The 22,213-nt window shown below is 69.9% G+C and carries 20 protein-coding genes; 15 read left to right on the top strand and 5 right to left on the bottom strand.

Going from position 1 to position 22,213, the window contains the following annotated elements; all coding sequences use genetic code 11:
* Positions 1–63 precede the first annotated feature (63 nt).
* A complete protein-coding gene (gene cysD / locus KBX50_RS15210) occupies positions 64–972 on the top strand; it encodes a sulfate adenylyltransferase subunit CysD (protein WP_093408204.1) in 909 nt (302 codons plus the stop codon).
* The gene (gene cysN / locus KBX50_RS15205) at positions 972–2,273 is read left to right on the top strand and encodes a sulfate adenylyltransferase subunit CysN (protein WP_210937688.1); all 1,302 of its coding nucleotides are present in this window, start codon (positions 972–974) and stop codon (positions 2,271–2,273) included. The genes cysD and cysN overlap by 1 nt, the downstream gene beginning before the upstream one ends.
* Positions 2,274–2,396: 123 nt before the next feature.
* Here the strand turns inward: cysN and galK are convergent, their stop codons facing one another.
* Positions 2,397–3,566 carry a galactokinase gene (gene galK, locus KBX50_RS15200; protein WP_374224638.1) on the bottom strand — a complete coding sequence of 390 codons (1,170 nt, stop codon included), beginning with the start codon at positions 3,564–3,566 and terminating at the stop codon, positions 2,397–2,399.
* Complete coding sequence (gene galE, locus KBX50_RS15195; protein ID WP_210937687.1) at positions 3,563–4,546, bottom strand: UDP-glucose 4-epimerase GalE; 984 nt, start codon at positions 4,544–4,546, stop codon at positions 3,563–3,565. Before galE ends, galK begins: the two co-directional genes overlap by 4 nt.
* Before the next feature lie 78 nt (positions 4,547–4,624).
* Between galE and KBX50_RS15190 the strand changes: the two genes are divergently transcribed.
* From KBX50_RS15190 to KBX50_RS15170, 5 genes are all read left to right on the top strand, one after another.
* A complete protein-coding gene (locus tag KBX50_RS15190) occupies positions 4,625–5,623 on the top strand; it encodes a hemolysin family protein (RefSeq protein WP_210937686.1) in 999 nt (332 codons plus the stop codon).
* A 32-nt stretch (positions 5,624–5,655) separates the two neighbouring features.
* Complete coding sequence (gene trpS / locus KBX50_RS15185) at positions 5,656–6,681, top strand: tryptophan--tRNA ligase (protein WP_210937685.1); 1,026 nt, start codon at positions 5,656–5,658, stop codon at positions 6,679–6,681.
* A gap of 36 nt (positions 6,682–6,717) precedes the next feature.
* Positions 6,718–7,287, top strand: a complete 570-nt coding sequence (locus KBX50_RS15180; protein ID WP_210937684.1) for a 2'-5' RNA ligase family protein — start codon at positions 6,718–6,720, stop codon at positions 7,285–7,287.
* A 63-nt stretch (positions 7,288–7,350) separates the two neighbouring features.
* On the top strand, positions 7,351–8,274 hold the full coding sequence (locus KBX50_RS15175; RefSeq protein WP_210937683.1) for a YhjD/YihY/BrkB family envelope integrity protein: 924 nt from the start codon (positions 7,351–7,353) through the stop codon (positions 8,272–8,274).
* A gap of 74 nt (positions 8,275–8,348) precedes the next feature.
* Positions 8,349–8,786: a hypothetical protein gene (locus tag KBX50_RS15170; protein ID WP_210937682.1), complete on the top strand. Its 438-nt coding sequence runs from the start codon at positions 8,349–8,351 to the stop codon at positions 8,784–8,786.
* Positions 8,787–8,942: 156 nt separating this feature from the next.
* Here the strand turns inward: KBX50_RS15170 and KBX50_RS15165 are convergent, their stop codons facing one another.
* On the bottom strand, positions 8,943–10,574 hold the full coding sequence (locus KBX50_RS15165) for a glycoside hydrolase family 13 protein (RefSeq protein ID WP_210937681.1): 1,632 nt from the start codon (positions 10,572–10,574) through the stop codon (positions 8,943–8,945).
* 172 nt (positions 10,575–10,746) lie between these two features.
* The gene (locus KBX50_RS15160; protein ID WP_247673755.1) at positions 10,747–11,832 is read right to left on the bottom strand and encodes a LacI family DNA-binding transcriptional regulator; all 1,086 of its coding nucleotides are present in this window, start codon (positions 11,830–11,832) and stop codon (positions 10,747–10,749) included.
* Between the two features lie 329 nt (positions 11,833–12,161).
* On the opposite strand from KBX50_RS15160, the gene KBX50_RS15155 reads away from it, so the two are divergent.
* From KBX50_RS15155 to KBX50_RS15145, 3 genes are all read left to right on the top strand, one after another.
* Entirely contained in the window at positions 12,162–13,466 is a 1,305-nt protein-coding gene (locus KBX50_RS15155) for an extracellular solute-binding protein (protein ID WP_210937679.1), read from the top strand.
* 105 nt (positions 13,467–13,571) lie between these two features.
* Positions 13,572–14,588 carry a carbohydrate ABC transporter permease gene (locus KBX50_RS15150; protein ID WP_210937678.1) on the top strand — a complete coding sequence of 339 codons (1,017 nt, stop codon included), beginning with the start codon at positions 13,572–13,574 and terminating at the stop codon, positions 14,586–14,588.
* A gap of 1 nt (position 14,589) precedes the next feature.
* A complete protein-coding gene (locus KBX50_RS15145; protein ID WP_210937677.1) occupies positions 14,590–15,501 on the top strand; it encodes a sugar ABC transporter permease in 912 nt (303 codons plus the stop codon).
* A gap of 58 nt (positions 15,502–15,559) precedes the next feature.
* Here the strand turns inward: KBX50_RS15145 and KBX50_RS33605 are convergent, their stop codons facing one another.
* Complete coding sequence (locus KBX50_RS33605) at positions 15,560–16,156, bottom strand: TetR/AcrR family transcriptional regulator (RefSeq protein WP_210937676.1); 597 nt, start codon at positions 16,154–16,156, stop codon at positions 15,560–15,562.
* A gap of 102 nt (positions 16,157–16,258) precedes the next feature.
* On the opposite strand from KBX50_RS33605, the gene KBX50_RS15135 reads away from it, so the two are divergent.
* The 5 genes from KBX50_RS15135 (at position 16,259) to KBX50_RS15115 (ending at position 22,211) form a co-directional block, all read left to right on the top strand.
* Complete coding sequence (locus KBX50_RS15135; RefSeq protein WP_210937675.1) at positions 16,259–17,230, top strand: hypothetical protein; 972 nt, start codon at positions 16,259–16,261, stop codon at positions 17,228–17,230.
* Between the two features lie 18 nt (positions 17,231–17,248).
* A complete protein-coding gene (locus KBX50_RS15130) occupies positions 17,249–17,590 on the top strand; it encodes a hypothetical protein (protein WP_210937674.1) in 342 nt (113 codons plus the stop codon).
* Positions 17,591–17,866: 276 nt separating this feature from the next.
* Positions 17,867–18,931, top strand: a complete 1,065-nt coding sequence (locus KBX50_RS15125) for a BMP family protein (protein ID WP_210937762.1) — start codon at positions 17,867–17,869, stop codon at positions 18,929–18,931.
* A gap of 162 nt (positions 18,932–19,093) precedes the next feature.
* Entirely contained in the window at positions 19,094–20,824 is a 1,731-nt protein-coding gene (locus KBX50_RS15120; RefSeq protein ID WP_307870964.1) for an ABC transporter ATP-binding protein, read from the top strand.
* Between the two features lie 61 nt (positions 20,825–20,885).
* Positions 20,886–22,211: an ABC transporter permease gene (locus tag KBX50_RS15115; protein WP_210937673.1), complete on the top strand. Its 1,326-nt coding sequence runs from the start codon at positions 20,886–20,888 to the stop codon at positions 22,209–22,211.
* Positions 22,212–22,213: the final 2 nt, after the last annotated feature.

Below are 22,213 nucleotides of genomic sequence, written 5' to 3'. Positions count from 1 at the left end.
TTCCTGACATCCCCGACCGGAAAGGTCTGGAAAGCGGATGACCGAGCGAATCGAGCCGGTGTCATGACCAGCGCTGCGTACCAGGTCACCCATCTCGACGCGCTGGAGGCGGAGAGCATCTTCGTGATGCGCGAGGTGGTCGCCGAGTTGGAGCGGCCGGTGCTGCTCTTCTCCGGTGGCAAGGACTCGATCGTCATGCTCCGGCTGGCGCAGAAGGCGTTCGCGCCGGGTCACATTCCGTTCCCGGTGATGCACGTCGACACGGGTCACAACTTCCCGGAGGTGCTCGACTACCGCGATCGGCGGGTGGCCGAGCTGGGCCTGCAACTGGTGGTGGCCAGCGTGCCGGAGGCTCTGGCCAGTGGCCTGGTCCGGGAGTCCGCCGACGGGACGCGTAACCGGATCCAGACGCCGGTGTTGCTGGAGGCGGTGGAGAAGCACCGGTTCAACGCGCTCTTCGGCGGGGCCCGGCGGGATGAGGAGAAGGCCCGGGCGAAGGAGCGGATGTTCAGCTTCCGGGACGAGTTCGGCCAGTGGGATCCGAAGAACCAGCGGCCGGAGCTGTGGGCGCTCTACAACGGCCGGCATCATCCGGGCGAGTCGATCCGGGTGTTCCCGCTGTCCAACTGGACGGAGTTGGACGTGTGGCACTACATCGCCCGCGAGCGGATCGAGTTGCCGTCGATCTACTACGCGCACGAGCGTGAGGTGGTCGAGCGCGACGGGATGCTCTACGCGGTGAACGAGTTCCTGCCGGCGCGGGCCGGTGAGGAGCGGTTCAAGGCTCGGGTGCGGTACCGCACGGTGGGCGACGCCTCCTGCACGGCGGCGGTGCGCTCGGACGCGGACACGGTCGAGAAGGTCATCGAGGAGGTCGCCGCGACCCGGATCACCGAGCGTGGTGCGACCCGGGGTGACGACCGGGTCAGCGAGGCCGCGATGGAGGACCGCAAGCGGGAGGGCTACTTCTGATGAGCACCGAGACTCTGGACGCCGCTCCCGTGGCCGAGGGCCGGCCGATGGATCTGTTGCGTTTCGCCACGGCCGGGAGTGTGGACGACGGCAAGTCGACCCTGATCGGTCGGCTGCTCTACGACACGAAGTCGCTGTTCACCGACCAGTTGGCGGCGGTCGAGGCGGTCAGCGCCGCCCGGGGTGACGAGTACACCAACCTGGCGCTGCTCACCGACGGACTGCGGGCGGAGCGGGAGCAGGGCATCACGATCGACGTGGCGTACCGCTACTTCGCCACGCCTCGGCGCAAGTTCATCATCGCCGACACCCCCGGGCACATCCAGTACACCCGGAACATGGTCACCGGAGCCTCCACCGCCGACCTGGCGCTGATCCTGGTGGATGCCCGCAAGGGTCTGGTCGAGCAGTCCCGCCGGCACGCCTTCCTCTGCTCGCTGTTGCGGGTGCCGCACCTGGTGCTCTGCGTCAACAAGATGGATCTGGTCGACTTCTCGCAGGAGGTATTCGAGCGGATCGCCGACGAGTTCACCGCGTTCGCCGCGAAGCTGGACGTGCCGGACCTGACGGTGGTGCCGATCTCCGCGTTGCGGGGCGACAACATCGTCAGCCGTTCGGAGAACATGCCCTGGTACGAAGGCCCGGCATTGCTGCATCACCTGGAGCGGGTGCACATCGCCAGCGACCGTAACCTGGTCGATGTCCGCTTCCCGGTGCAGTACGTGATCCGTCCTCAGTCGACCACCGTGACCGACTACCGGGGCTACGCGGGCCAGGTGGCCTCGGGGGTGCTCAAGCCGGGTGACGAGGTGATGGTGCTGCCCTCGGGCTTCACCAGCCGGATCGCCGCGGTGGAGACCGCCGACGGGCCGGTCGCGGAGGCGTTCCCGCCGATGTCGGTGACGGTACGCCTGGAGAACGAGATCGACATCTCGCGTGGTGACATGATCTGCCGGCCGAACAACGCGCCGGCGGTGGCGCAGGACATCGAGGCGATGGTCTGCTGGATGGACGAGACGCGTCCGTTGCAGGTGGGCGGCAAGTACTCGATCAAGCACACGACCCGCGCGGCGCGGGCCATCGTGCGGGGCCTGCACTACCGTCTCGACATCAACTCGCTGCACCGCGACGAGTCGGCCAACGAGTTGCGGCTCAACGAGATCGGTCGGGTCCGCCTGCGGACCACCATCCCGCTGCTGGCCGACGAGTACCGCCGTAACCGCACCACCGGCGGGTTCATCATCATCGACGAGGCCACCAACCGCACCGTCGGCGCCGGCATGATCGTCGAAACTCCCTGACCCCACCGTGACTCCCCAGTTGACCAAGAAGTTCTGGTCGGGATCCAGCGCGATCCCGACCAAAACTTCTTGATCAACCCCTGGGCTGCCCGTGCGGCGTAGCGAGCAGCGGGGTTCGGGGGGTCAGTCCAGGCGGGTGGCGCCGGGGGCGGGGGTGGCGGGGGTGACGGTGGGGGTGGTGAAGGCGCGGTTGGCGTAGGCCGCGGTGACGGCGGCGCCGACGCGGTCGGACTGGTCCGCCTCGACCAGGGCCAGCACGCAGCCGCCGAAGCCACCACCGGTCATCCGCGCGCCGAGCGCCCCGGCGGCCAGCGCGGCCTCGACAGCGGTGTCGACCTCGGGGACGGTGATGGCGAAGTCGTCACGCATGGAGGCGTGCGAGGCGGTGAGCAGCGGCCCGATCTGCCGGACCTGCCCGGCGCGGAGCAGCGCCACGGTGTCGAGTACCCGCTGGTCCTCGGTGACCACGTGGCGAACCCGGCGGCGGGTCTCGTCGTCGGGGAGCCGGGCGAGCGTGTCGTCGAGGTTGGCGGGCGGCACGTCACGGAGGGCGGGTACGTCGAGCAGCGCGGCTGCCTTCTCACAGCTGGCGCGGCGGGCCGCGTACTCGCCGTCGGCGTGCCGGTGCGGGGCTCGACTGTCGATCACCAGGATCGCGAGGCCGGCGCCGTCGAGGTCGAACGGGATGTGTTCGACCTGCTCGGTGCGGCAGTCGAGGAAGAGGGCGTGTCCGGTCCGGCAGCGGATCACCGCCGACTGGTCCATGATGCCGGTGGGCGCGCCGACGTACTGGTTCTCGGCGCGCTGGGCCAGCCGGGGCTGCTGTTCGGCCGGCAGCGCCAACCCGCCCAGGTCGACCAGCGCCGCGAGCACGGCAGCCTCCAGCGCGGCGGAGGAGGAGAGCCCGGCGCCGAGCGGCACGTCGGAGGCGATGGCCAGCCGGGCACCGGGCACGGGGTACCCCGCCTCCCGCAGCGCCCACACCACGCCGGCCACGTACGCCGCCCAGCCGGTCACCCCGCCGGGGCGGGTCACCTCGTCGGTGCCGAAGCTGACCGTCTCGTCGGTCAGCTCGGAGCAGACCGTCCAACTGCCGGCCGGCTGCGGCGAGGCCGCGACGACGGTACGCAGCGGGAGCGCGAACGGCAGCACGAACCCGTCGTTGTAGTCGGTGTGCTCGCCGATCAGGTTGACCCGGCCGGGCGCCGCCCAGCGGCCGGCGGGTGCCTGGCCGTACGCGTGCTGGAAGCAGGTGGTGGCGCGGCCGGCCACCTCGTCGGGGTGGTTGGTCACGGGCGGTCCAGAACCCGCGCGCGGTAGAAGGCCCAGGCGTCGGTGACCATGTCGTGCAGGGTGGGTTTGCGGGGTTCCCAGCCCAGTTCGGCGCGGGCCAGGGCGGAGGATGCGACCAGTTCGGCCGGGTCGCCCTCACGGCGGGGCGCCACCTCGACCGGCACCGGGTGCCCGGTGACCTCGCGGACGACCTCGACCACCTGCCGATTGGTGAATCCGTTGCCGTTGCCGAGGTTGTAGATGCGGTGTTGTCCGCCGGTCGCCGCGTCCAGGGCGAGCAGGTGGGCCCGGGCCAGGTCGGAGACGTGGATGTAGTCGCGGACGCAGGTGCCGTCGACGGTGGGGTAGTCGTCGCCGAAGAGTTGCAGCTTGTCCCGCCGGTCGGCGGCCACCTCCAGCGCGATCGGGATGAGGTGGGTCTCGGGGTCGTGCCGTTCGCCGAGTACCACGTCACCGTCGAGGTGAGCACCGGCGACGTTGAAGTAGCGCAGCGAGACGGCGGCCAGGCCGTGCCCGATCGCCTCGGAGGTGAGCATCATGTCGGCGGCGAGCTTCGTCGCCCCGTACGTGTTGGTGGGGGCCTTGACGGCGGTCTCCGGGATGGGCAGCTCGGTGGGATTGCCGTAGACGGCGGCGGTGGACGAGAACACCAGCCGCGGCACGCCGGCGGCCCGCACCGCGTCGATCAGCGCCAGGGTGCCGACCGTGTTGTTGTGCCAGTACCGCTCGGGGGCGACCATCGACTCGCCGGCGGCGATCAGCGCGGCGAAATGCAGTACCCCGTCGAAGCCGGCCTGCGGGGTGAGCACCTTGGCCGCGTCGTGGATGCCGGCCTCGACGTGGGTGGCGTCGGGGGCGAGCGCGGCCCGGTGACCGGTGCGCAGGTCGTCCAACACGACCACCTCGTGCCCGGCGTCGAGCAGCATCCGGGTCACCACGCTGCCGATGAAACCAGCCCCGCCGGTGACGAGCAGTTTCACGTCGTTCCTCCCGCCTGGCCGACACGGTCGCGGCCTTGATGGTCACCCTACGGCCCGGGGCTGGCTACCATCACTCCCATGCGGGCCTCGCGTCGGCGCATACCCCGACGGCGTGGCCACGACCCGCACCGCCGTCAGCCGGGACCGGTGGCCAGAGCGGTCGCCCGGGTCGTGGTCCGGGCCGCCGACGGCGCCCTGCGGCTCGTCACCGACCTGCTCGGTGCCGGCCCGACCGCCGGCCGGGAGCGGATCAGTATGGCGGAACTGCGGGACCTGGTCGCCGCCAACACGGTCCTGGATCCGGTGGAGCAGCGCATCATCGACGACGTGCTGGTGGCCGGTGCGAGCCTGGTACGCGAGGTGATGATGCCCCGCACCGAGGTGGTGTTCCTCTCCGCAGCGCTGACGATCGCCGAGGCGGAGCCGCTGGTGCGGGCCGGTCCGCACACCCGTTACCCGGTGGTCGACGGCACCCACGACGATGTGGTCGGTGTGGTGCACCTGCGAGACCTGCTGCTCGGCCCGGACCGGGTGTCGGGCACCACGGTCGGTCAGCTGGCCCGCGAGGTCAAGCGGCTGCCGGCCAGTAAACGGGTGCTCGCCGCGTTGACCGAGATGCGACGGGAGGGGCATCACCTGGCGGTGGTGGTCGACGAGTATGGCGGCACCGCCGGCATCGTCACCTGCGAGGACCTGATCGAGGAACTGGTTGGTGAGATCCACGACGAGTACGCGGACGTCCCCGAGCCCGCGTACACCGGGCTGCCCGCGGTGGTGGACGGTCGGCTCAATCTCGCCGACTTCGCCGACCGCACGGGCGTTGCCCTGCCGACGGGCCCGTACGAGACGGTGGGCGGGTTCGTGATGGCCGCGCTGGGGCGGCTGCCGGCGCCGGGTGACGAGATACCGGTCCCCGCCGAATCGGCGCAGCCGCCGGCCGGCGGCTGGCTGCTCCGGGTGCTGACCCTGGAGGGGCGACGGGTGGCCCGGCTGGCGGTCACCGTCGCCCGCCTGCCCGAGCAGCGGCGCGAGGTGGTCCCGGCGGCCGACCGGGCCCGACCCGCCGGCCCGTCATGACGTACGCCGAGCCAGCTGACAGAATTGCCGGCATGTCCGACGTTCCCGTCCGCCCCCGCGTCTTTTCCGGCATCCAGCCGACGGCCGACTCGTTCCATCTCGGCAACTACCTCGGCGCGGTGCGGCACTGGGTGGCGTTGCAGGAGTCGCACGACGCTTTCTACTGCGTGGTCGACCTGCACGCGATCACCGCCGGGCACGATCCTGAGGTGCTGCACCAGCGTTCCCGGGTGGCCGCCGCGCAGCTGCTCGCGGTCGGCCTGGACCCGGAACGCTGCACCCTGTTCGTGCAGTCCCAGGTGCCCGAGCACGCCCAGCTGGCGTGGGTGCTGGGCTGCATCACCGGGTTCGGCGAGGCCAGCCGGATGACCCAGTTCAAGGACAAGTCGCAGAAGCAGGGTAACGAGCGGGCCAGCGTCGGCCTGTTCACCTACCCGATCCTGCAGGCCGCCGACATCCTGCTCTACCAGGCCAACGCCGTACCGGTCGGTGAGGACCAGCGCCAGCACCTGGAGCTTTCCCGGGATCTGGCGCAGCGGTTCAACTCGCTGTTCGGCCGGACGTTCACGGTCCCGGCACCACACATCGTCAAGGCGACGGCGAAAATCACCGATCTCCAGGACCCGACCGCCAAGATGTCGAAGTCGTCCTCCTCCCCGGGCGGCATCGTCGACCTGCTCGAGGACCCGGCGCGTTCGGCGAAGAAGATCCGGTCGGCGGTCACCGACACCGGCCGGGAGATCGTCTTCGACGAGGTGACCAAGCCCGGGATCTCCAACCTGCTCACCATCTTCTCGGCGTTGAGCGGTCGGGGCATCGACGACCTGGTCGCGGCGTACGACGGTAAGGGCTACGGCGACCTGAAGAAGGATCTCGCCGAGGTGGTCCGGGAATTCGTCAGCCCGATCCAGCAGCGCACCCGTTCGTATCTCGACGACCCCGCCCAGTTGGACAAGCTCCTCGCCGCAGGCGCGGAGAAGGCCCGCGCGGTGGCGGCGCCGACGCTGCGGACCGCGTACGAGCGGGTGGGTTTCTTTCCACCGGTACGCGGCGAGTGAGCGTCCGAGCGGGGGCGGCGGTGCGGGCAGGGGTCGATGGCCGGAGGGGTGGCGTGCAGCGTGGAGCAGGGGACCGAAGCGCCTGCGGTCGGTGAAAGCGTCCAGATCGGCATCGCGGTCGACATCCCGGAGCCGTGGGGCAGTCTGCTGACCCGGCGTCGGCTGGAGGCCGGTGACCCGAACGCGGTGCCGGCCCACGTCACCCTGCTCGGGCCGACCGAGATCCCGGTGACCGGATTGCCGGCCGTGGAGCGGCACCTCGCCCGGGTTGCCGCCGCTCACCTACCGTTCAGCCTGCATCTGCGCGGCACCGGTACCTTCCGGCCGGTGACCCAGGTGGTCTTCGTCGCGGTCGCCGCCGGCATCAGCGAATGCGAACTGCTCGCCGCCGCGATCAACGCCGCCCCGCAGCTACGCCGGGAGCTTCGGTTTCCCTACCATCCGCATGTGACGGTCGCTCAGGACGTCGCGCCGGAGGCGCTGGACAAGGCGTACGAGGACCTGGCGGACTTCTCCGCGATGTTCGAGGTGGACCATTTCACCCTCTTCTCGCACAGCGGACAGGCGCGCTGGCAGCCACGCCGGGACTTCCGACTGGGCGGCTGACCGCCCCGGCCGGCACGTCGGGTACCTCTGACACGGCGACGACGGATCGGTGAGGATGACGACGTGAACGTTCTGGGGCGGGTCGAGGCGGCCGTCGACAGTCGGCTGACCGCCATGCGCCGCCGCTCCCCGGCCTTCGGCCACCTGTGGCGTGCCGGGGTGCTCTACACCGATCTCCAGGGCGGCCGGCTGGCCGCCGCGATCGCCTACTACGGCTTCTTCGCGGTCTTCGCGCTGGCCCTGGTCGCGTACGCGATCTTCGGCGCGATTCTGGAGGACAACTACGAGGTGAGCGCGGCCGCGGAGGAGTTCCTCGGCGAGAACCTGCCGTTCCTCGATCCGGCCCAGGTCGCCGACAGCAGCGGCACCGCGGGGGTGGTCGGTCTGTTGATCCTGGTGTTGACCGGGATCGGCTGGGTGGAGGCGATCCGTTCCTCGCAGCGGCTGATCCACGGCCTCAATCAGCACCCGGGCAACCTGGTCGTGCGCCGCCTGGTCGACCTGGGTGTGCTGTTGGTCGTCTTCGTGCTGCTCGGCCTCTCGGTGGCGGCCGTGGACGCGTTGGAGACGCTGCTGCGGTTCCTGCTGCGCAGCACCGGCTCGTTCGCGCTCACCACGGTCAGTGCGCTGCTCAGCGTGCTGGTCAACGCGGTACTGGCCACACTGCTGCTGGTCGCGGTCCCTCGGGTGCGGATGAGCCGGTCCCGGCTGCGGCCCGTGGTGCTGATCGTCGCGGTCGGCATCACCCTGCTCAACACCGTCGGTCGGTTCTGGGTGGGCCGAATCGAACACAACCCCGCGTACACGGTGGTGGCCACCGCCGTCGGGCTGCTGGTCTATCTCTACCTGCTCAATCAGCTGGTGCTCTTCGGCGCCGCGCTGGCGGCGACGAGCCGGCGCGGGCGGACGGTGGACCTGGCCGGTCGGCGTCCACCGGTCGACCTTGACGTGGACACCGATCCCGGCACACCCGGCGGGGCGGGTTGAGCCGCTGATCCGGCCGGCTGAACGTTCCGCCGAACCCACCCCCGCCTGCCCGGACACCGACGATGATGGGGCTCGTGGGGGCACTCGTGACGTTGGACCTGCCGGCCGACTCGCCGATGCTGGAGCTGCCGTGGATCATCACGTTCGGTCCGCTCAGTGACGCCGACGAGTGGGAGCCGGTGGTGTGCGGCCCGTACGAGCGACCGCACGCGTTGGCGTTGGCCGAGGCGGTGGTCGCCGACGAACAGCTGATGGCGGTGGTGGAACCGCTGGTGCCGGCGGTGTCGCTGGAGCAGATCCGGGGCGAGATCGCCGCCGCGCAACTCGCCGCCCAGGACGAGGTGGCGCGGGTGGACCAGGCTGACCTCTACGGCGACTACGAGGACACCATCGACGAGGAGGAGTTGGAGGCGGCCGAGCACGACCGGGCCGCCGGCCCGCTGCCGGCGCCGGACGTGGCGGAACTGCGTGCCGGGTTCGTCCGGATCGCGGCCCAGCTCACCAGCGGCTGAACCGGTCGACCGGTGGCCGCGACACAGGTGCCGGTGCCCCGGGGGATCGCCCCAAGGACACCGGCACCGTCGCACCCCCCACCACAAGGGGTCGTGCCCAGCCGCCCGGCGGCGCGGAGCACGCCGGACGGCCGAGTCGATGGCCGGCCTACCCGGTCAGTTCCGCTCGAACCAGACCGCCGCGTCGACCGGCAGCAGGTGGCCGCCGTCGCGCTCGCTGAGGGGCGCGCTGGCGACGAGCGGTGTGCCGTAGCCGTCGATCACCACCGGTGCGTCGCTGATGTTGACCACGCAGGTCAGCACGGTGTCGCCGGCCTCGCGTCGGAAGGCGAGCACCCCCGGGCCGGACTCCAACCAGGTGATGCCGCCGAGGTCGGCCAGCGCCGGATGGGTGTGGCGGATCCGTAGCGCCGCGCGGTACAGCTCAAGTGTGGAACCGGGCGTGCCGGTCTGCGCGGCCACCGAGAGGGCACGCCAGGTCGTCGGGGCGGGCAGCCAGCTCAGCTCGCTGCCGGCCGGTCCGAAGCCGTACGGCGCCAGGTCACCGCTCCACGGGATCGGCACCCGGCAGCCGTCCCGGCTCTCACCGGTGCGCAGGAAGGCCGGATCCTGACGCAGCTCGTCGGGCAGGTCGAGCACCTCGGGCAGGCCCAGTTCCTCACCCTGGTAGAGGTAGGCGCAGCCGGGCAGGGCGAGCATCAGCAGCGCGGCGGCCCGGGCGCGGCGCAGCCCGATCTCGCCGTCGCCGTAGCGGGTGACGTGCCGCTGCCGGTCGTGGTTGGACAGCACCCAGGTGGTCGGGGCGCCGACGATCGTCGACTCGGCCAGCGCCGTGTCGATCACCTTGCGGAACGAGTCGGCCGACCAGGTGGCGTCGAGGAAGTCGAAGCTGAAAGCCTGGTGCAGTTCGTCGGGGCCGATGTAGCGGGCCAGCCGCTGCGGCGTCTCGGCCCACGCCTCGGCGACGGCCATCCGGCCGCCCGGGTAGCTGTCCAGGATGGGTCGCCAGGCGCGGTAGATGTCGTGCACCTCGTCCTGGTCGAAGTAGGGCAGCCGGCCCTTGCCGAGCAGCTCGGACTGGCGTTGGCCGGTGGTCATCGAGTTGAAGCCGACGTCCGGCAGCCCATCGGCCTTGATCATGCCGTGGGCCACATCGATCCGGAATCCGTCGACACCCCGGTCCAGCCAGAAGCGGAGGATGTCCTCGAACTCGGTGCGTACCTCGGGGTGCCGCCAGTTCAGGTCGGGTTGGGCGGGGTCGAACAGGTGCAGGTACCACTGGCCGTCGGGGACCCGGGTCCAGGCCGGGCCGCCGAAGATGCTCTCCCAGTCGTTGGGGGGCTGCTCGCCGTCGTCGCCCTTGCCGTCGGCGAATAGGTAGCGCGCCCGTTCCGGCGACCCGGGGGCGGCGGCCAACGCCGCGGCGAACCAGGGGTGCTGGTCGGAGGTGTGGTTCGGCACGATGTCGACGATGATCCGCAGGCCGAGCGCGTGGGCGTCGGTGATCATCGCCTCGAAGTCGGCGAGGTTGCCGAACATCGGGTCCACGTCGCGGTAGTCGGCGACGTCGTAGCCGCCGTCGACCATGGGCGAGGTGTAGAAGGGGGTCAGCCAGAGCGCGTCGACGCCCAGCTCGCGCAGGTAGGGCAGGCGTTCCCGGATGCCCTGGAGGTCACCGATGCCGTCGCCGTCGGAGTCGGCGAAGCTGCGGACGTAGACCTGGTAGACGACGGCGGATCGCCACCAGTCGGCGTCGGAGGTCAGCGGCGAGGGGGTGTTGACGGTCATCGGGTGTTCCCCGTTCTGTGGCGCGGCGGGACGGCGGTCACCCGGCGTTGGCGAGGTGGGGACGCACGGGTGTCTGAGCAGAATGCCGCGCCAGCTCTGCAAGAGTCAAGCATTTCTTGCGCAAGAAAGGTTGGTGATGCTCCTGCTGCGGGCTACGTCACGCCGGGACCGGTCAGGCCGGGACCGCGAGTGCGGACGGTGTCGGCCGCTGTCGGCCCGGGCCGCTCGGCGTGGACGTGGCGTCCTGCCGGGCCACCGCCGTCGACCCCCGCACCACCAGCTCCGGCCGGAACAGGTACTCCGAGTGCGGGGCGCCGTGTCCGTTGATCTCATCGACCAGTGCCCGCACCGCGGCGACCGCCATCGCGGCCACCGGCTGCCGCATCGTGGTCAGCGGCGGATCGGTGAAGGCCATCAGCGGCGAGTCGTCGTAGCCGACCACCGAGAGGTCCTCCGGTACGGACATGCCCCGCTGCCGGGCGGCCCGGATGGCACCGAGTGCCATCAGGTCGGAGCCGCAGACGATGCCGGTGGCGCCGCGCTCGATCAACCGGCCGGCCGCCGCCTCGCCGCCCTCGACGCCGAACAACGACAGCTCGGTCAGCTCGGCCAGCTCGTCGTCGTCGACACCGGCGAGGCGCTGCATCGCCGCCTTGTAGCCGCTGACCTTGCGCTGGACCGGCACGAAGCGGTCGGGGCCGGTGATCAGGCCGATCCGCCGGTGGCCCAAAGCCACCAGGTGTGCCACGGCCAGCTCGGCGGCTTCCCGGTCGTCACAGGAGACGAAGGGCGCCGGGATGCCTGGCGCGTACCCGTTGATCATCACGATCGGCAGCGGGCGGGCGAGCAGGGTCCGGTACCGGTCGTGGTCGGCGGCGGTGTCGGCGTGCAGGCCGGAGACGAAGACGATCCCGGAGACCTGCCGGTCCAGCAGCATCTCCACGTACTCGTCCTCGCGTACGCCGCCGGGGGTCTGGGTGCACAGCACCGGGGTGTAGCCGGTGGGGGCCAGGGCCGACTCGATGATCTGGGCGAACGCCGGGAAGATCGGATTGTCCAGCTCCGGGACCACCAGACCGACCAGCCCGGCGCTGCGCTTGCGCAGCCGGGCGGGACGCTCGTACCCGAGCACGTCGAGGGCGGTCAGGACGGCCTGCCGAGTCTCGGGTGCCACGCCGGGGCGGTCGTTGAGCACCCGCGACACCGTGGCCTCGCTGACGTCGGCCTGCTGGGCGATGTCGGACAGGCGAGCGCGCATGGCGGCACTGTAGCTCACCGCCAAGTTCTTGCGCATTAGTCAGCAAGAACTTGCAGAATCGAGCAGCCCTCGTCGGGAGCGTTCCCATAGCGTCGGCCCGGGCCGAGCCTTACCGGGACGATGAGTGGTCTCAAGGTATGCGCAAGGTGATGCTGGTTGGGAGTTCGGTCACCCCAGTCGAGGGCAAAATGCCCAGATGGCGACACTTGTCGACTGCTGAAGTTGCGGATGAGGCACGGTTGTTGCAGGGATGTTCGCAAGGGGTTTCTAGTTACGAAAGTTCTTGCTACTGTCCCCGCCGTTACCCGGCAGGCAACTTAGGAGCGAACATGCGCCGCACAGCCAGGGGAACCGCCGTACTCGCCGCTGCCACTCTCGCCCTTTCCGTCGCCGCGTGCGGCGGGGGCGATGACCAGGCGGCCGAGGAGCAGCCGGCGGTCGACCCCGCTTCCCTCACCGCAGAACTGACCTGGTGGGACACCTCGGATCCGAAGAACGAGGGTCCGGCGTTCCAGGAGCTGATCGCCAAGTTCAACCAGACCTACCCGAACGTAAAGATCAACTACCAGTCGGTCCCGTTCGGTGAGGCGCAGAACAAGTTCAAGACCGCCGCACAGGCGAATTCCGGTGCACCGGACATCCTGCGGGCCGAGGTCGCCTGGGTGCCCGAGTTCGCCTCGCTGGGCTACCTGTACGCGCTGGACGGCTCCGAGCTGCTCGCCGACGAGTCCGACTTCCTGGAGACCCCGCTCGCCTCCAACAAGTTCGACGGCAAGACCTACGGCGTTCCCCAGGTCACCGACAGCCTGGCGTTGATGTACAACAAGGAACTGCTGAGCCAGGCCGGCATCACTGCGCCCCCGAAGACCTGGGCCGAGCTGAAGACCGCGGCGCAGACCATCAAGGAGAAGACCGACGCCGAGGGTGTCTACATCAACCCGGCCGGCTACTTCCTGCTGCCCTTCATGTACGGCGAGGGTGGCGACCTGGTCGACACCGCGAACAAGAAGATCGTCATCAACTCGGAGCAGAACGCGGCCGGACTGGCGATCGCCAAGGACCTGATCGACAGCGGTGCGGCCGCCAAGCCGTCCGCCAACGACGCCTACGGCACCATGATGACCCTCTTCAAGGAGAAGAAGGTCGCCATGATCATCAACGGCCCGTGGGAGGTCAACAACGTCCAGCAGGCGCCGGGCTTCGGCGGCCTGGAGAACCTGGGCATCGCCCCGGTGCCGGGTGGCTCGGCCAAGGCCGGTGGCCCGGTCGGCGGCCACAACTACGTGATCTGGTCCGGCATGCCGCAGGAGAAGGTCGACGCCGCCGTCGCGTTCGTCAAGTTCATGAGCTCCGCCGAGTCGCAGGCGTTCCTCTCGGAGAAGCTGGGCCTGCTGCCGACCCGCACCTCGGCGTACGACCTCGACGCGGTCAAGAACAACGCGACCGTGGCCGCGTTCCAGCCGGTCGTGGAGGCCGGGGTGGGCCGCCCGTGGATCCCCGAGGCCGGTCAGTTCTTCGGCCCGCTCGACCAGATGGCCACCGAGGTCCTGATCCAGAACAAGGACCCGAAGGCCGCGTTGGACACCGTCGCCAAGAAGTACAAGGCCGAGGTCGTCCCCGCCTACGAGAACTGATCTCACCGCCGGCTCTCCGCCGGTGACCTCTCGGCACCCGGCAGGGTCGCGTGACCGTACCCGATCGCGCGGCCCTGTCGGACCTCCCCGCATGGAGCGCAGCTGATGACCACCGTGACAGCCGATCCGGTGCCTCCCTCGACGCCGTCCGGCCGATCCGCTCGTCCCTCCCGGCTGCGCCGCAGCTGGGAGAAGCACTGGTACGCCTGGGCGATGGTGCTGCCCGTCGTCATCGTCCTGGCGGTTCTGATCTTCTACCCGCTGTTCCGCGGGATCTGGCTCTCACTCACCAACCTCACCGAGGCCAACCAGGCCGCGGAGATCTGCACCAGGTCGATCACCGGTGGTGAGGTATGTGCCGAGAACCCGAACAGGTGGGAGTTCGTCGGCCTCGACAACTACCTGAACGTTCTCAGCGGCAACGTCGGCAACTTCTGGCAGTGGACCGGCATCACGCTGATCTGGACCCTCGGATGCGTCGTGTTCCACTACGGCCTGGGTCTGGGCCTGGCCGTGATGCTCAACCGCCCGATGTGGGGCCGCGGCCTCTACCGGGTGCTGCTGGTGCTGCCCTGGGCGGTGCCGGCCTTCGTCAGCGCCTTCGCCTGGAAGTTCATCTTCAACGAGCGCTTCGGCCTGGCCAACTCGCTGCTCACCTCGCTCGGCATCGACCCGGTCGACTGGTTCGCCAACCAGTGGACGTCGCTGCTCACCGCGATCGTCACGAACATCTGGCTCGGCGTGCCGTTCATGATGGTCGCCCTGCTGGGCGGGATGCAGACGATTCCCGGCGAGCTGTACGAGGCCGCCGAGATCGACGGCGCGTCCGCCTGGCAGCGGTTCCGCAACATCACCCTGCCGGGTCTGCGCCCGGTCAGCATGACGGTGATCCTGCTCGGCACGATCTGGACGTTCAACATGTTCCCGATCATCTTCCTGGTGACCGAGGGCCAGCCGGCGGGCGGAACCGAGATCCTGGTGACCGGTGCCTTCCGGGCGGCGTTCGAGGGCATCCGCAACTACTCGCTCGCGTCCACGTACGGCGTACTGATCCTGTCGATCCTGCTGGTGTTCTCGCTGTTCTACCGGCGGGCGCTGCGCAAGCAAGGCGAGGTGTGGTGACATGAGCCAACTGACCACTCCCGCAGCCGCAACGCCGGCCGCCGTCCCGGCCGCCCCGGCGAAGACCGCGAAGCGGCCCGGCCGCAGCCGGCGCAGCCCGGCGAAGTCCCTGCTGCTGCACGGCACCCTGATCGTCGCCTCGCTGATCGCGCTCGGCCCGATCGTCTGGGTGCTGCTGTCCTCGTTCAAACCCGGGTACGCGGTGCAGAGCAGCGACCTGACGCTGGTCAAGGACCCGACCCTGGCCAACTACAGCTACGTGCTGTTCGACACGAACTTCCCGAAGTGGCTGCTGAACTCGGTGATCGTCGCGGCGTTCACAATGCTCATCGGCATCTTCCTGTCGGCCACCACCGGGTACGCGGTCTCCCGGTTCAACTTCCCCGGGCGCCGCCCGTTGATGATGACCTTCCTGATCACCCAGATGTTCCCGGCGGCCATCCTGATCGTGCCGATCTACACGATCATGGCGCGGTTCGGTCTGATCAACACGCTGCCGGCGCTGATCATCGCGTACCTGACCATCGCGGTGCCGTTCTGCGCCTGGATGCTCAAGGGCTACTTCGACTCCATCCCCACCTCGCTTGACGAGGCGGCGGCACTGGACGGCTGCGGCCCGTTCGCGATCTTCTGGCGGGTGGTGCTGCCGCTGGCCCGGCCGGCCATCGCGGTCACCGCCTTCTACACCTTCCTCACCGCCTGGGGCGAGGTGATGTACGCGTCGGCCTTCATCCAGACCGACAACAAGTTCACCCTGGCGTACGGGCTCCAGCAGTTCGTGCCGCAGTTCAACCCGCAGTGGGAGTACCTGACGGCGGCGGCGGTCCTGGTGACCGTGCCGGCGGGCGTGGTGTTCATGATCGCCCAGCGGCACCTGGTCTCCGGACTGACCGCCGGCGGCACCAAGGGCTGACCGGCCGGGCGCGGGTGGGCGCAGTTTGACGGCGCCCACCCCGCGTCGACGGTGGTCGTCAGCGCTGCCGGCCGAACAGGACGCGGACGCCGGACAGATAGGTCGCCACATCTGGACCACCGGTGATGATGCGTTGCAGGAACCAGCCCGGCAAGAGGCCGAACAGGGCCGCGGCCACGGCCGCCGGGTCGGCGTCGGCGGGCAACTCGCCGGCTTCCTGAGCCCTTCTGACCAGCACCTCGAAGTGACCGCGAAGCTTGGTGTACCTGCTCGCCGCGAACTCGCCCAGTGCCGGGTCCCGTTGGGCCTCGCCCCACACCTGGATCGCGATCCGCAGCATCCCCTCGTCGCCGGCCTGATTCTCCATGTACGCGAGCGCGTGCTCCAGCGCCTTGTCCAGCGGTAGCGGCGGATCCTGCCGGGCCAACTCGTCGAGAACCTCTTCGGCGCCGCCGACGGTCTCCTCGGCGATGGCGCTGATCAGGGACGCCTTGCTCGGGAAGTAGCGGTAGACCGCGCCGACCGAGAGCCCTGCCTCGGCGATCACGTCCTGCATCGTCGTGCGGTGGAAACCCTCACGCAGGAAGCACCGGCGTGCCGCGTCGACGATCTGACGGCGCCGGGCGGCGAGGTGTTCCTCCGAGACACGTGGCACGGGTTACATCGTAGAACGAGCGTTCGTTCTTGACAGGAATCGATGAGCGAGAGGACTCTCAGTCTATAAAAGAACGAGCATTCGTTTTGGGAGAGTGAAGCGATGTCGACCAGGAACCGGCCACCCCTGGCACTAGCCGTCTTTGTCGCCGCCGTCGCGGTCGCCGGGCAGGCACTGCTCGTACCCCTGTTCGCGGCTCCGGCGGCGAACCTGGCCCCACGCGACCTACCGGTCGCCGTCGCCGGCCCGGCGCCCGCCGTGGCCGAGACGGCCGGGCGGCTCGCCGCCGCGCGTCCCGGCGCCTTCTCGGTGACCACGCTGCCCGACGCGGAAGCGGCAGACCGGGCGCTGCGCGACCGGGAGGTCTACGGCGCATTCGTGATCGGAGCCGATGGCGTCACCCTGCACACCGCGTCGGCCGCCAGCCCCACGGTCGCCGCACTGCTCACCGAGGCGGCCGGCCAACTGGGCGGCGGGCGGCCGGTCCCCGTGGTCGAGGTGGTGCCGACCACCGCCGACGATCCGCGGGGAGCTGGCTTCGCCGCCGGATTCCTGCCCCTGGCGATGACGAGCCTGCTCGCCGGTGCATTGCTCGTCCTGCTGGTCGCCGGTGGCCTGGCGCGCCTGGTCGGGTTGGCGGCGACCGGCGTACTGGCGGGTCTGATGGGCGTGGTGGTCCTGGATGGCTGGCTGGGCGTCATCGCCGGGGACTGGCTCGCCGAGGCCGCCGCCATCGGCCTTTTCGCCCTGGCCGCGTCGGCGGTCGTGGCCGGTCTCGGTGCACTCCTCGGGCGACCCGGCATCGGACTGGGTGCGTTGCTGGTCTTCCTGGTCGGCAACCCGCTCTCCGCGGTCGGTGCCGCGCCGGAGTTGCTGCCCCAGCCGTGGGGCGCGCTCGGCCAGTGGCTGCCGGTGGGCGCCGGCGGCACGCTGCTGCGCTCGGTCGCGTTCTTCGACGGTGCCGGCGCCGGTCGTCCGATCGCCGTGCTGGGCGGCTACGCGGTGGTCGGGCTGGCGCTGGTGCTGGTGGCATCCCGGATTCACGGGGGTGCCTCTACTACGAACCGTCGTTGATAGGGCAGGATGGGTCGGGTGGAAGCACTTCGACTCATCCTCCTCTACGTCCATCTGATCGGGTTCGCGTTGCTGCTCGGCGGCGCGATCGCCCAATATCTCAGTGGCAAGATCCGGATCAACGCCGCCATGCTGTGGGGTTCGGTGATCCAGCTGCTGACCGGCATCGGCCTGAGCGCGCCGCTGCGCGACGGTGACGAGCCGGCGCCGGCGAAGCTTGTGACAAAGCTGGTGCTCGCCCTGTTGATCTTTGTAATGGTGTTCTTCTCCCGTAAGCGGGCCGAGGTCAACCGGGGGCACTTCCTCGCCATCGTGGGATTGACCCTGGCCAACGCGGCGGTGGCGGTCTTCTGGCGATAGCCGGCGAACCATCGGGCCGACGGGTAAAAAGGGCTTTTCCGGCGCGAGTGCGCCCGCCTGCCGGCACCCTGAGTGATGTGCCCCACCCAAGCATTACGTAGGGGTAACAGGGCTCCAACAGTCCTGCACGATTGTCGGTCGGCAGGTGGGCGCGGGCGTACGCTCTGCTCCCGTAACGTGGGACGCCGGCGGCAAGGCGCAGGCCGGCTCAAGGGCTGCCACCGCGTACCCCGCGGTGTGCAATGGGAAGGAGACGTCTTGCGCTCGGTGCGTGGGATGCGGATCGCCTCGATCATCGCGGCGGGTGGGCTCGTGCTGAGCGCCGCCGCCTGTGGCGAGGCTCCGGATGAGGACAACAACGCCGGCTCCGGCGGCGAGGCGTACACCGCCTGTATGGTCACCGACGTCGGCGGCATCGACGACAAGTCGTTCAACGCCTCCGCCTGGAAGGGCCTGGAGGACGCCAAGGCGGAGAACGACAACATCGACATCAAGTACGTCGCTTCCAAGGCCGAGGCGGACTACGAGCCGAACCTCACCCAGTACGTCAACCAGGACTGCGACTTCATCCTGGCGGTCGGCGGCCTGATGGGCGAGGCCACCAAGAAGATCGCCGAGGCGAACCCGGACCAGCAGTTCGGCATCGTCGACGCCGACCCGGGGGTGGCCAACGTCTACCCGATGCAGTTCGACACCGCCCAGGCTGCCTTCCTGGCCGGCTACGTCGCCGCCGGCATGAGCGAGAGCGGCAAGGTGGGCACCTACGGCGGTCTGAAGATCCCGCCGGTGACCATCTTCATGGACGGCTACGCCGACGGGGTCGCCTACTACAACGAGGCCAAGGGCAAGGACGTCCAGGTTCTCGGGTGGAACAAGGAGACCCAGAACGGCTCCTTCACCAACGACTTCGTCAAGCAGGACGAGGGCAAGAAGGTCAGCGACGCGTTGGTCGCCCAGGGCGCGGACATCATCATGCCGGTGGCCGGCGGCGCTGGCCTCGGCACCACCGGTGCGGCCCAGGCCTCCAACGGCAAGTACAACACCATCTGGGTGGACGTCGACGGCTGCGAGAGCACCCCGAACTGCCCGGCGATCATCACCACCGTGGTGAAGAACATCCCGGGCGCGGTCAAGGAGGCCGTGCTCAAGGCCGCCGGTGGCGAGCAGCTCCAGGCGGACCCGGGCTTCATCGGCACCCTGGCCAACGACGGCGTCTCGATCGCCCCGTACCACGACTTCGACAGCAAGGTTCCGGCCGAGCTGAAGGCCGAGGTCGACAAGCTGAAGGCGGACATCGCCGCCGGCACCGTCAAGGTCGAGTCGGCCGCCCAGCCGAAGTGACCCGTCGCCGGCCGTCCCCGGTGAGACGATCACCGAGGGCGGCCGGCGCGCAGAGCCACACCTGATCCGGCCGCTGCGGCGCGGGGGGAGACCCGCCGTGCCGCAGCGGCCGATCCGCGCCACCGGTCCGGCCGACGCCAGGCCCGCCCGCCAGCAGCTACGCTGCACCATCGCTTCGCACTCCAGGAGGTTGCGCTGAGACTCGAACTGCGCGGCATCACCAAGCGGTTCGGTGATCTGGTCGCCAACGACCACATCGACCTGACGGTGGAGCCTGGAGAGATCCACGCCCTGCTCGGCGAGAACGGCGCGGGCAAGTCCACCCTGATGAACGTGCTGTACGGGCTCTACCAGCCCGACGAGGGCGAGATCCTGGTCGACGGCAAGCCGCTGCGGCTGCGCGGCCCCTCCGACGCGATCGCGGCCGGCATCGGCATGGTGCACCAGCACTTCATGCTGGTGCCCGTCTTCACCGTCACCGAGAACATCATGCTCGGCGCCGAGCAGGTGCGCGGCGGCATCGCCGGCTTCCTGGACCGGCGCCGCGCCCGGCGCGAGGTCGCCGAGGTTTCCGAGCGGTACAACCTGCGGGTCGACCCGGACGCGGTGATCGAGGACCTGCCGGTCGGCGTCCAGCAACGGGTGGAGATCGTCAAGGCGCTCACCCGGGACGTCGACCTGCTCATCCTGGACGAGCCCACCGCCGTGCTCACCCCGCAGGAAACCGAGGAACTGCTCACCGTGATGCGGTCGCTCAAGGCCGCCGGCAAGTCGATCGTCTTCATCACCCACAAGCTCGGCGAGGTCAAGGCGATCGCCGACCGGATCACGGTGATCCGGCGCGGGAAGACCGTGGGTACGGCCTCGCCCGAGGCCAGCCGGGACGAGCTGGCTGCGCTGATGGTCGGCCGCACCGTCCGGCTCACCGTGGACAAGGCCCCGGCCACCCCGGGCGAGCCGGTCCTGGAACTCTCCGGCCTGGTGGTCGACGACGACCGTCAGGTGCGGGCGGTGGACGGCGTCGACCTGACCGTACGCGCGGGCGAGGTGCTCGGCGTCGCGGGAGTGCAGGGCAACGGACAGACTGAGCTGATCGAAGCGATCATGGGGCTGCGCCCGGTGCTCGCCGGCACGATCAGCCTGGACGGGCAACGGATCGACGGCTGGTCCACCAAGAAGGTGCTCCGGGCGGGCGTGGGCTACGTGCCGGAGGATCGCAGCGTCGACGGCCTGGTCAAGGAGTTCACCGTCGCCGAGAACCTGGTGCTGGACATGTACGACCGGCCGCCCTTCGGCCGGGGCCTGTCGCTGCGGCCAGACGAGATCAACAGGTCGGCCCGGGAACGGATCGAGCAGTTCGACGTACGCACCTCGTCAGCCGATGCGCCGGTGGGCACCCTCTCCGGCGGCAACCAGCAGAAGGTGATCGTGGCTCGGGAACTTGCCCGGCCGCTGACGCTGTTCATCGCCGCCCAGCCGACCCGAGGGGTGGACGTCGGCTCGATCGAGTTCATCCACAGCCGGGTCGTCCGCGAGCGCGACGCCGGCACCGCCGTGCTGGTGGTCTCCAGCGAACTCGACGAGGTGATCGGCCTGGCCGACCGGATCGCGGTGATGTACCGCGGGCGGATCATCGGCGTGGTCGGCCCGGACACCCCCCGCGAGGAGATCGGCCTGCTGATGGCCGGCATCACTCCCGACGCCACGGGCGGCTCCCCGGCGGACGGATCCGCGCCGACCGCGACCACCGACCCGGACGTGGTGGCCACCACCGACGCGGACGTCGTGTCCGACGCGGGCACCCCGGCGACCACCGACCGGGACGTCCCGGCCACCACCGACGGCGTGGTGTCGGCCGAGGGGCCAGGCAGCGAAGACGAGAAGGACCGATGAGCGAGCGAACCATCTGGCACGGCGGCCCTGCGGCGGCACGGAGCGGAGCGGAGTTGCCGGCATGAGTGACCCCAACGCCCAGCCGGGTTCCCCGGACAAGGAACCGGCGAGTGAGGACCAGGCGGCCCGGACCGCGGTCGGCAACACCGAACGCGCGGAGGCGGCCACCACCCCCGGTGAGCCGGGACCGCGCCCCACGCTGGGGCGGCTCTTCCTGGAGAACCTGTGGGCCGCCAACACCTTCACGGTGACCCTGCTCTCGCTGGTGCTGGCGATGGTCGTCGGCGCCGTCCTGATGATCATCTCCGACCCGGAGGTGCTGGCCACCTACAGCTACATCACCGCCCGCCCCTCGGACGCGATCAACGCCAGTTGGACGCTGGTCAGCGAGGCGTACGCGAACCTGTTCAAGGGCTCGGTCTTCGACCCGGCCGCGAGCAGCTTCAACGCGGCGTTGAGCCCCATCTCGGAGACGCTCACCTACACCGCGCCGCTGGTCTTCACCGGTCTCTCGGTGGCGCTGGCCTTCCGCGGCGGCCTGTTCAACATCGGCGCTCAGGGGCAGGCGACGATGGGCGTCATCCTGGCCGCGCTGGCCGGCTTCCTGCTGCCGCTGCCGCCGGGCCTGCACCTGCTGGTCGCCGTCCTGGCCGGCGCGCTCGGCGGGGCCCTCTGGGGCTTCATCCCGGGCATCCTCAAGGCGCGGACCGGCGCCCACGAGGTGATCAACACGATCATGCTCAACTACATCGCGGTCTACTTCCTCACCTGGCTCATCGTCCAGAACGGGGTGCAGGACCCGAACCGTACCGATGCGATCAGCCGGCCGGTGGACGCCTCCGCGCAACTGCCGCGACTCTTCGGTGACGGGCTGCGCGCCCACGCCGGCATCATCCTGGCCGTGCTGGCCACCTGGGCGGTCGCCTGGCTGCTCAACCGCTCCACGCTCGGCTTCGAGCTGCGGGCGGTGGGCGCCAACCCGGACGCCGCCCGCACCGCCGGCATCAGCGTCACCCGGACGTACGTCTTGATCATGGTCTTCGCCGGGGCGCTGGCCGGACTCGGCGGCTCGCAGATGGTGCTCGGCACCACCGCCGCGGCCCTGACCCCCCTGGTGGTCGCCCAGATCGGCTTCGACGGCATCCTGGTCGCCCTGCTCGGCCGGGTGAAACCGTGGGGCGTGGCGCTGGCCGCGCTGCTGTTCGGCGCGTTGCAGGCCGGCGGCAACCGGATGCAGTCGTACTCGGGGATCTCGCTGGAGTTGGTCACCGTGCTCCAGGCCCTGATCGTCATCTTCATCGCCGCGCCGGCACTTGTGAAGGCGATCTTCCAGCTCCGGGCCGCGCGCACTGCCCGGTTGCAGACGAGCCTCGCGAAGGGCTGGTGAGG

Source organism: Micromonospora sp. C51 (assembly GCF_018070435.1).
Lineage (GTDB): Bacteria > Actinomycetota > Actinomycetes > Mycobacteriales > Micromonosporaceae > Micromonospora > Micromonospora sediminimaris.
The sequence above is the reverse complement of the archived record's forward strand: the minus strand, read 5'-3'. Positions and strand labels throughout refer to the sequence as shown.

What these genes read in the sequence shown, in the direction of transcription:
- KBX50_RS15165 (WP_210937681.1), bottom strand. Translation starts at nt 10,574, where the DNA reads ATGACCGTCAACACCCCCTCGCCGCTGACCTCCGACGCCGACTGGTGG.
- KBX50_RS15180 (WP_210937684.1), top strand. Translation starts at nt 6,718, where the DNA reads ATGGCCGGAGGGGTGGCGTGCAGCGTGGAGCAGGGGACCGAAGCGCCT.
- KBX50_RS15135 (WP_210937675.1), top strand. Translation starts at nt 16,259, where the DNA reads ATGTCGACCAGGAACCGGCCACCCCTGGCACTAGCCGTCTTTGTCGCC.
- cysN (WP_210937688.1), top strand. Translation starts at nt 972, where the DNA reads ATGAGCACCGAGACTCTGGACGCCGCTCCCGTGGCCGAGGGCCGGCCG.
- KBX50_RS15150 (WP_210937678.1), top strand. Translation starts at nt 13,572, where the DNA reads ATGACCACCGTGACAGCCGATCCGGTGCCTCCCTCGACGCCGTCCGGC.
- trpS (WP_210937685.1), top strand. Translation starts at nt 5,656, where the DNA reads ATGTCCGACGTTCCCGTCCGCCCCCGCGTCTTTTCCGGCATCCAGCCG.
- KBX50_RS15115 (WP_210937673.1), top strand. Translation starts at nt 20,886, where the DNA reads ATGAGTGACCCCAACGCCCAGCCGGGTTCCCCGGACAAGGAACCGGCG.
- cysD (WP_093408204.1), top strand. Translation starts at nt 64, where the DNA reads ATGACCAGCGCTGCGTACCAGGTCACCCATCTCGACGCGCTGGAGGCG.
- KBX50_RS15160 (WP_247673755.1), bottom strand. Translation starts at nt 11,832, where the DNA reads ATGCGCGCTCGCCTGTCCGACATCGCCCAGCAGGCCGACGTCAGCGAG.
- KBX50_RS15145 (WP_210937677.1), top strand. Translation starts at nt 14,590, where the DNA reads ATGAGCCAACTGACCACTCCCGCAGCCGCAACGCCGGCCGCCGTCCCG.
- KBX50_RS15190 (WP_210937686.1), top strand. Translation starts at nt 4,625, where the DNA reads ATGCGGGCCTCGCGTCGGCGCATACCCCGACGGCGTGGCCACGACCCG.
- KBX50_RS15125 (WP_210937762.1), top strand. Translation starts at nt 17,867, where the DNA reads ATGCGGATCGCCTCGATCATCGCGGCGGGTGGGCTCGTGCTGAGCGCC.
- KBX50_RS15155 (WP_210937679.1), top strand. Translation starts at nt 12,162, where the DNA reads ATGCGCCGCACAGCCAGGGGAACCGCCGTACTCGCCGCTGCCACTCTC.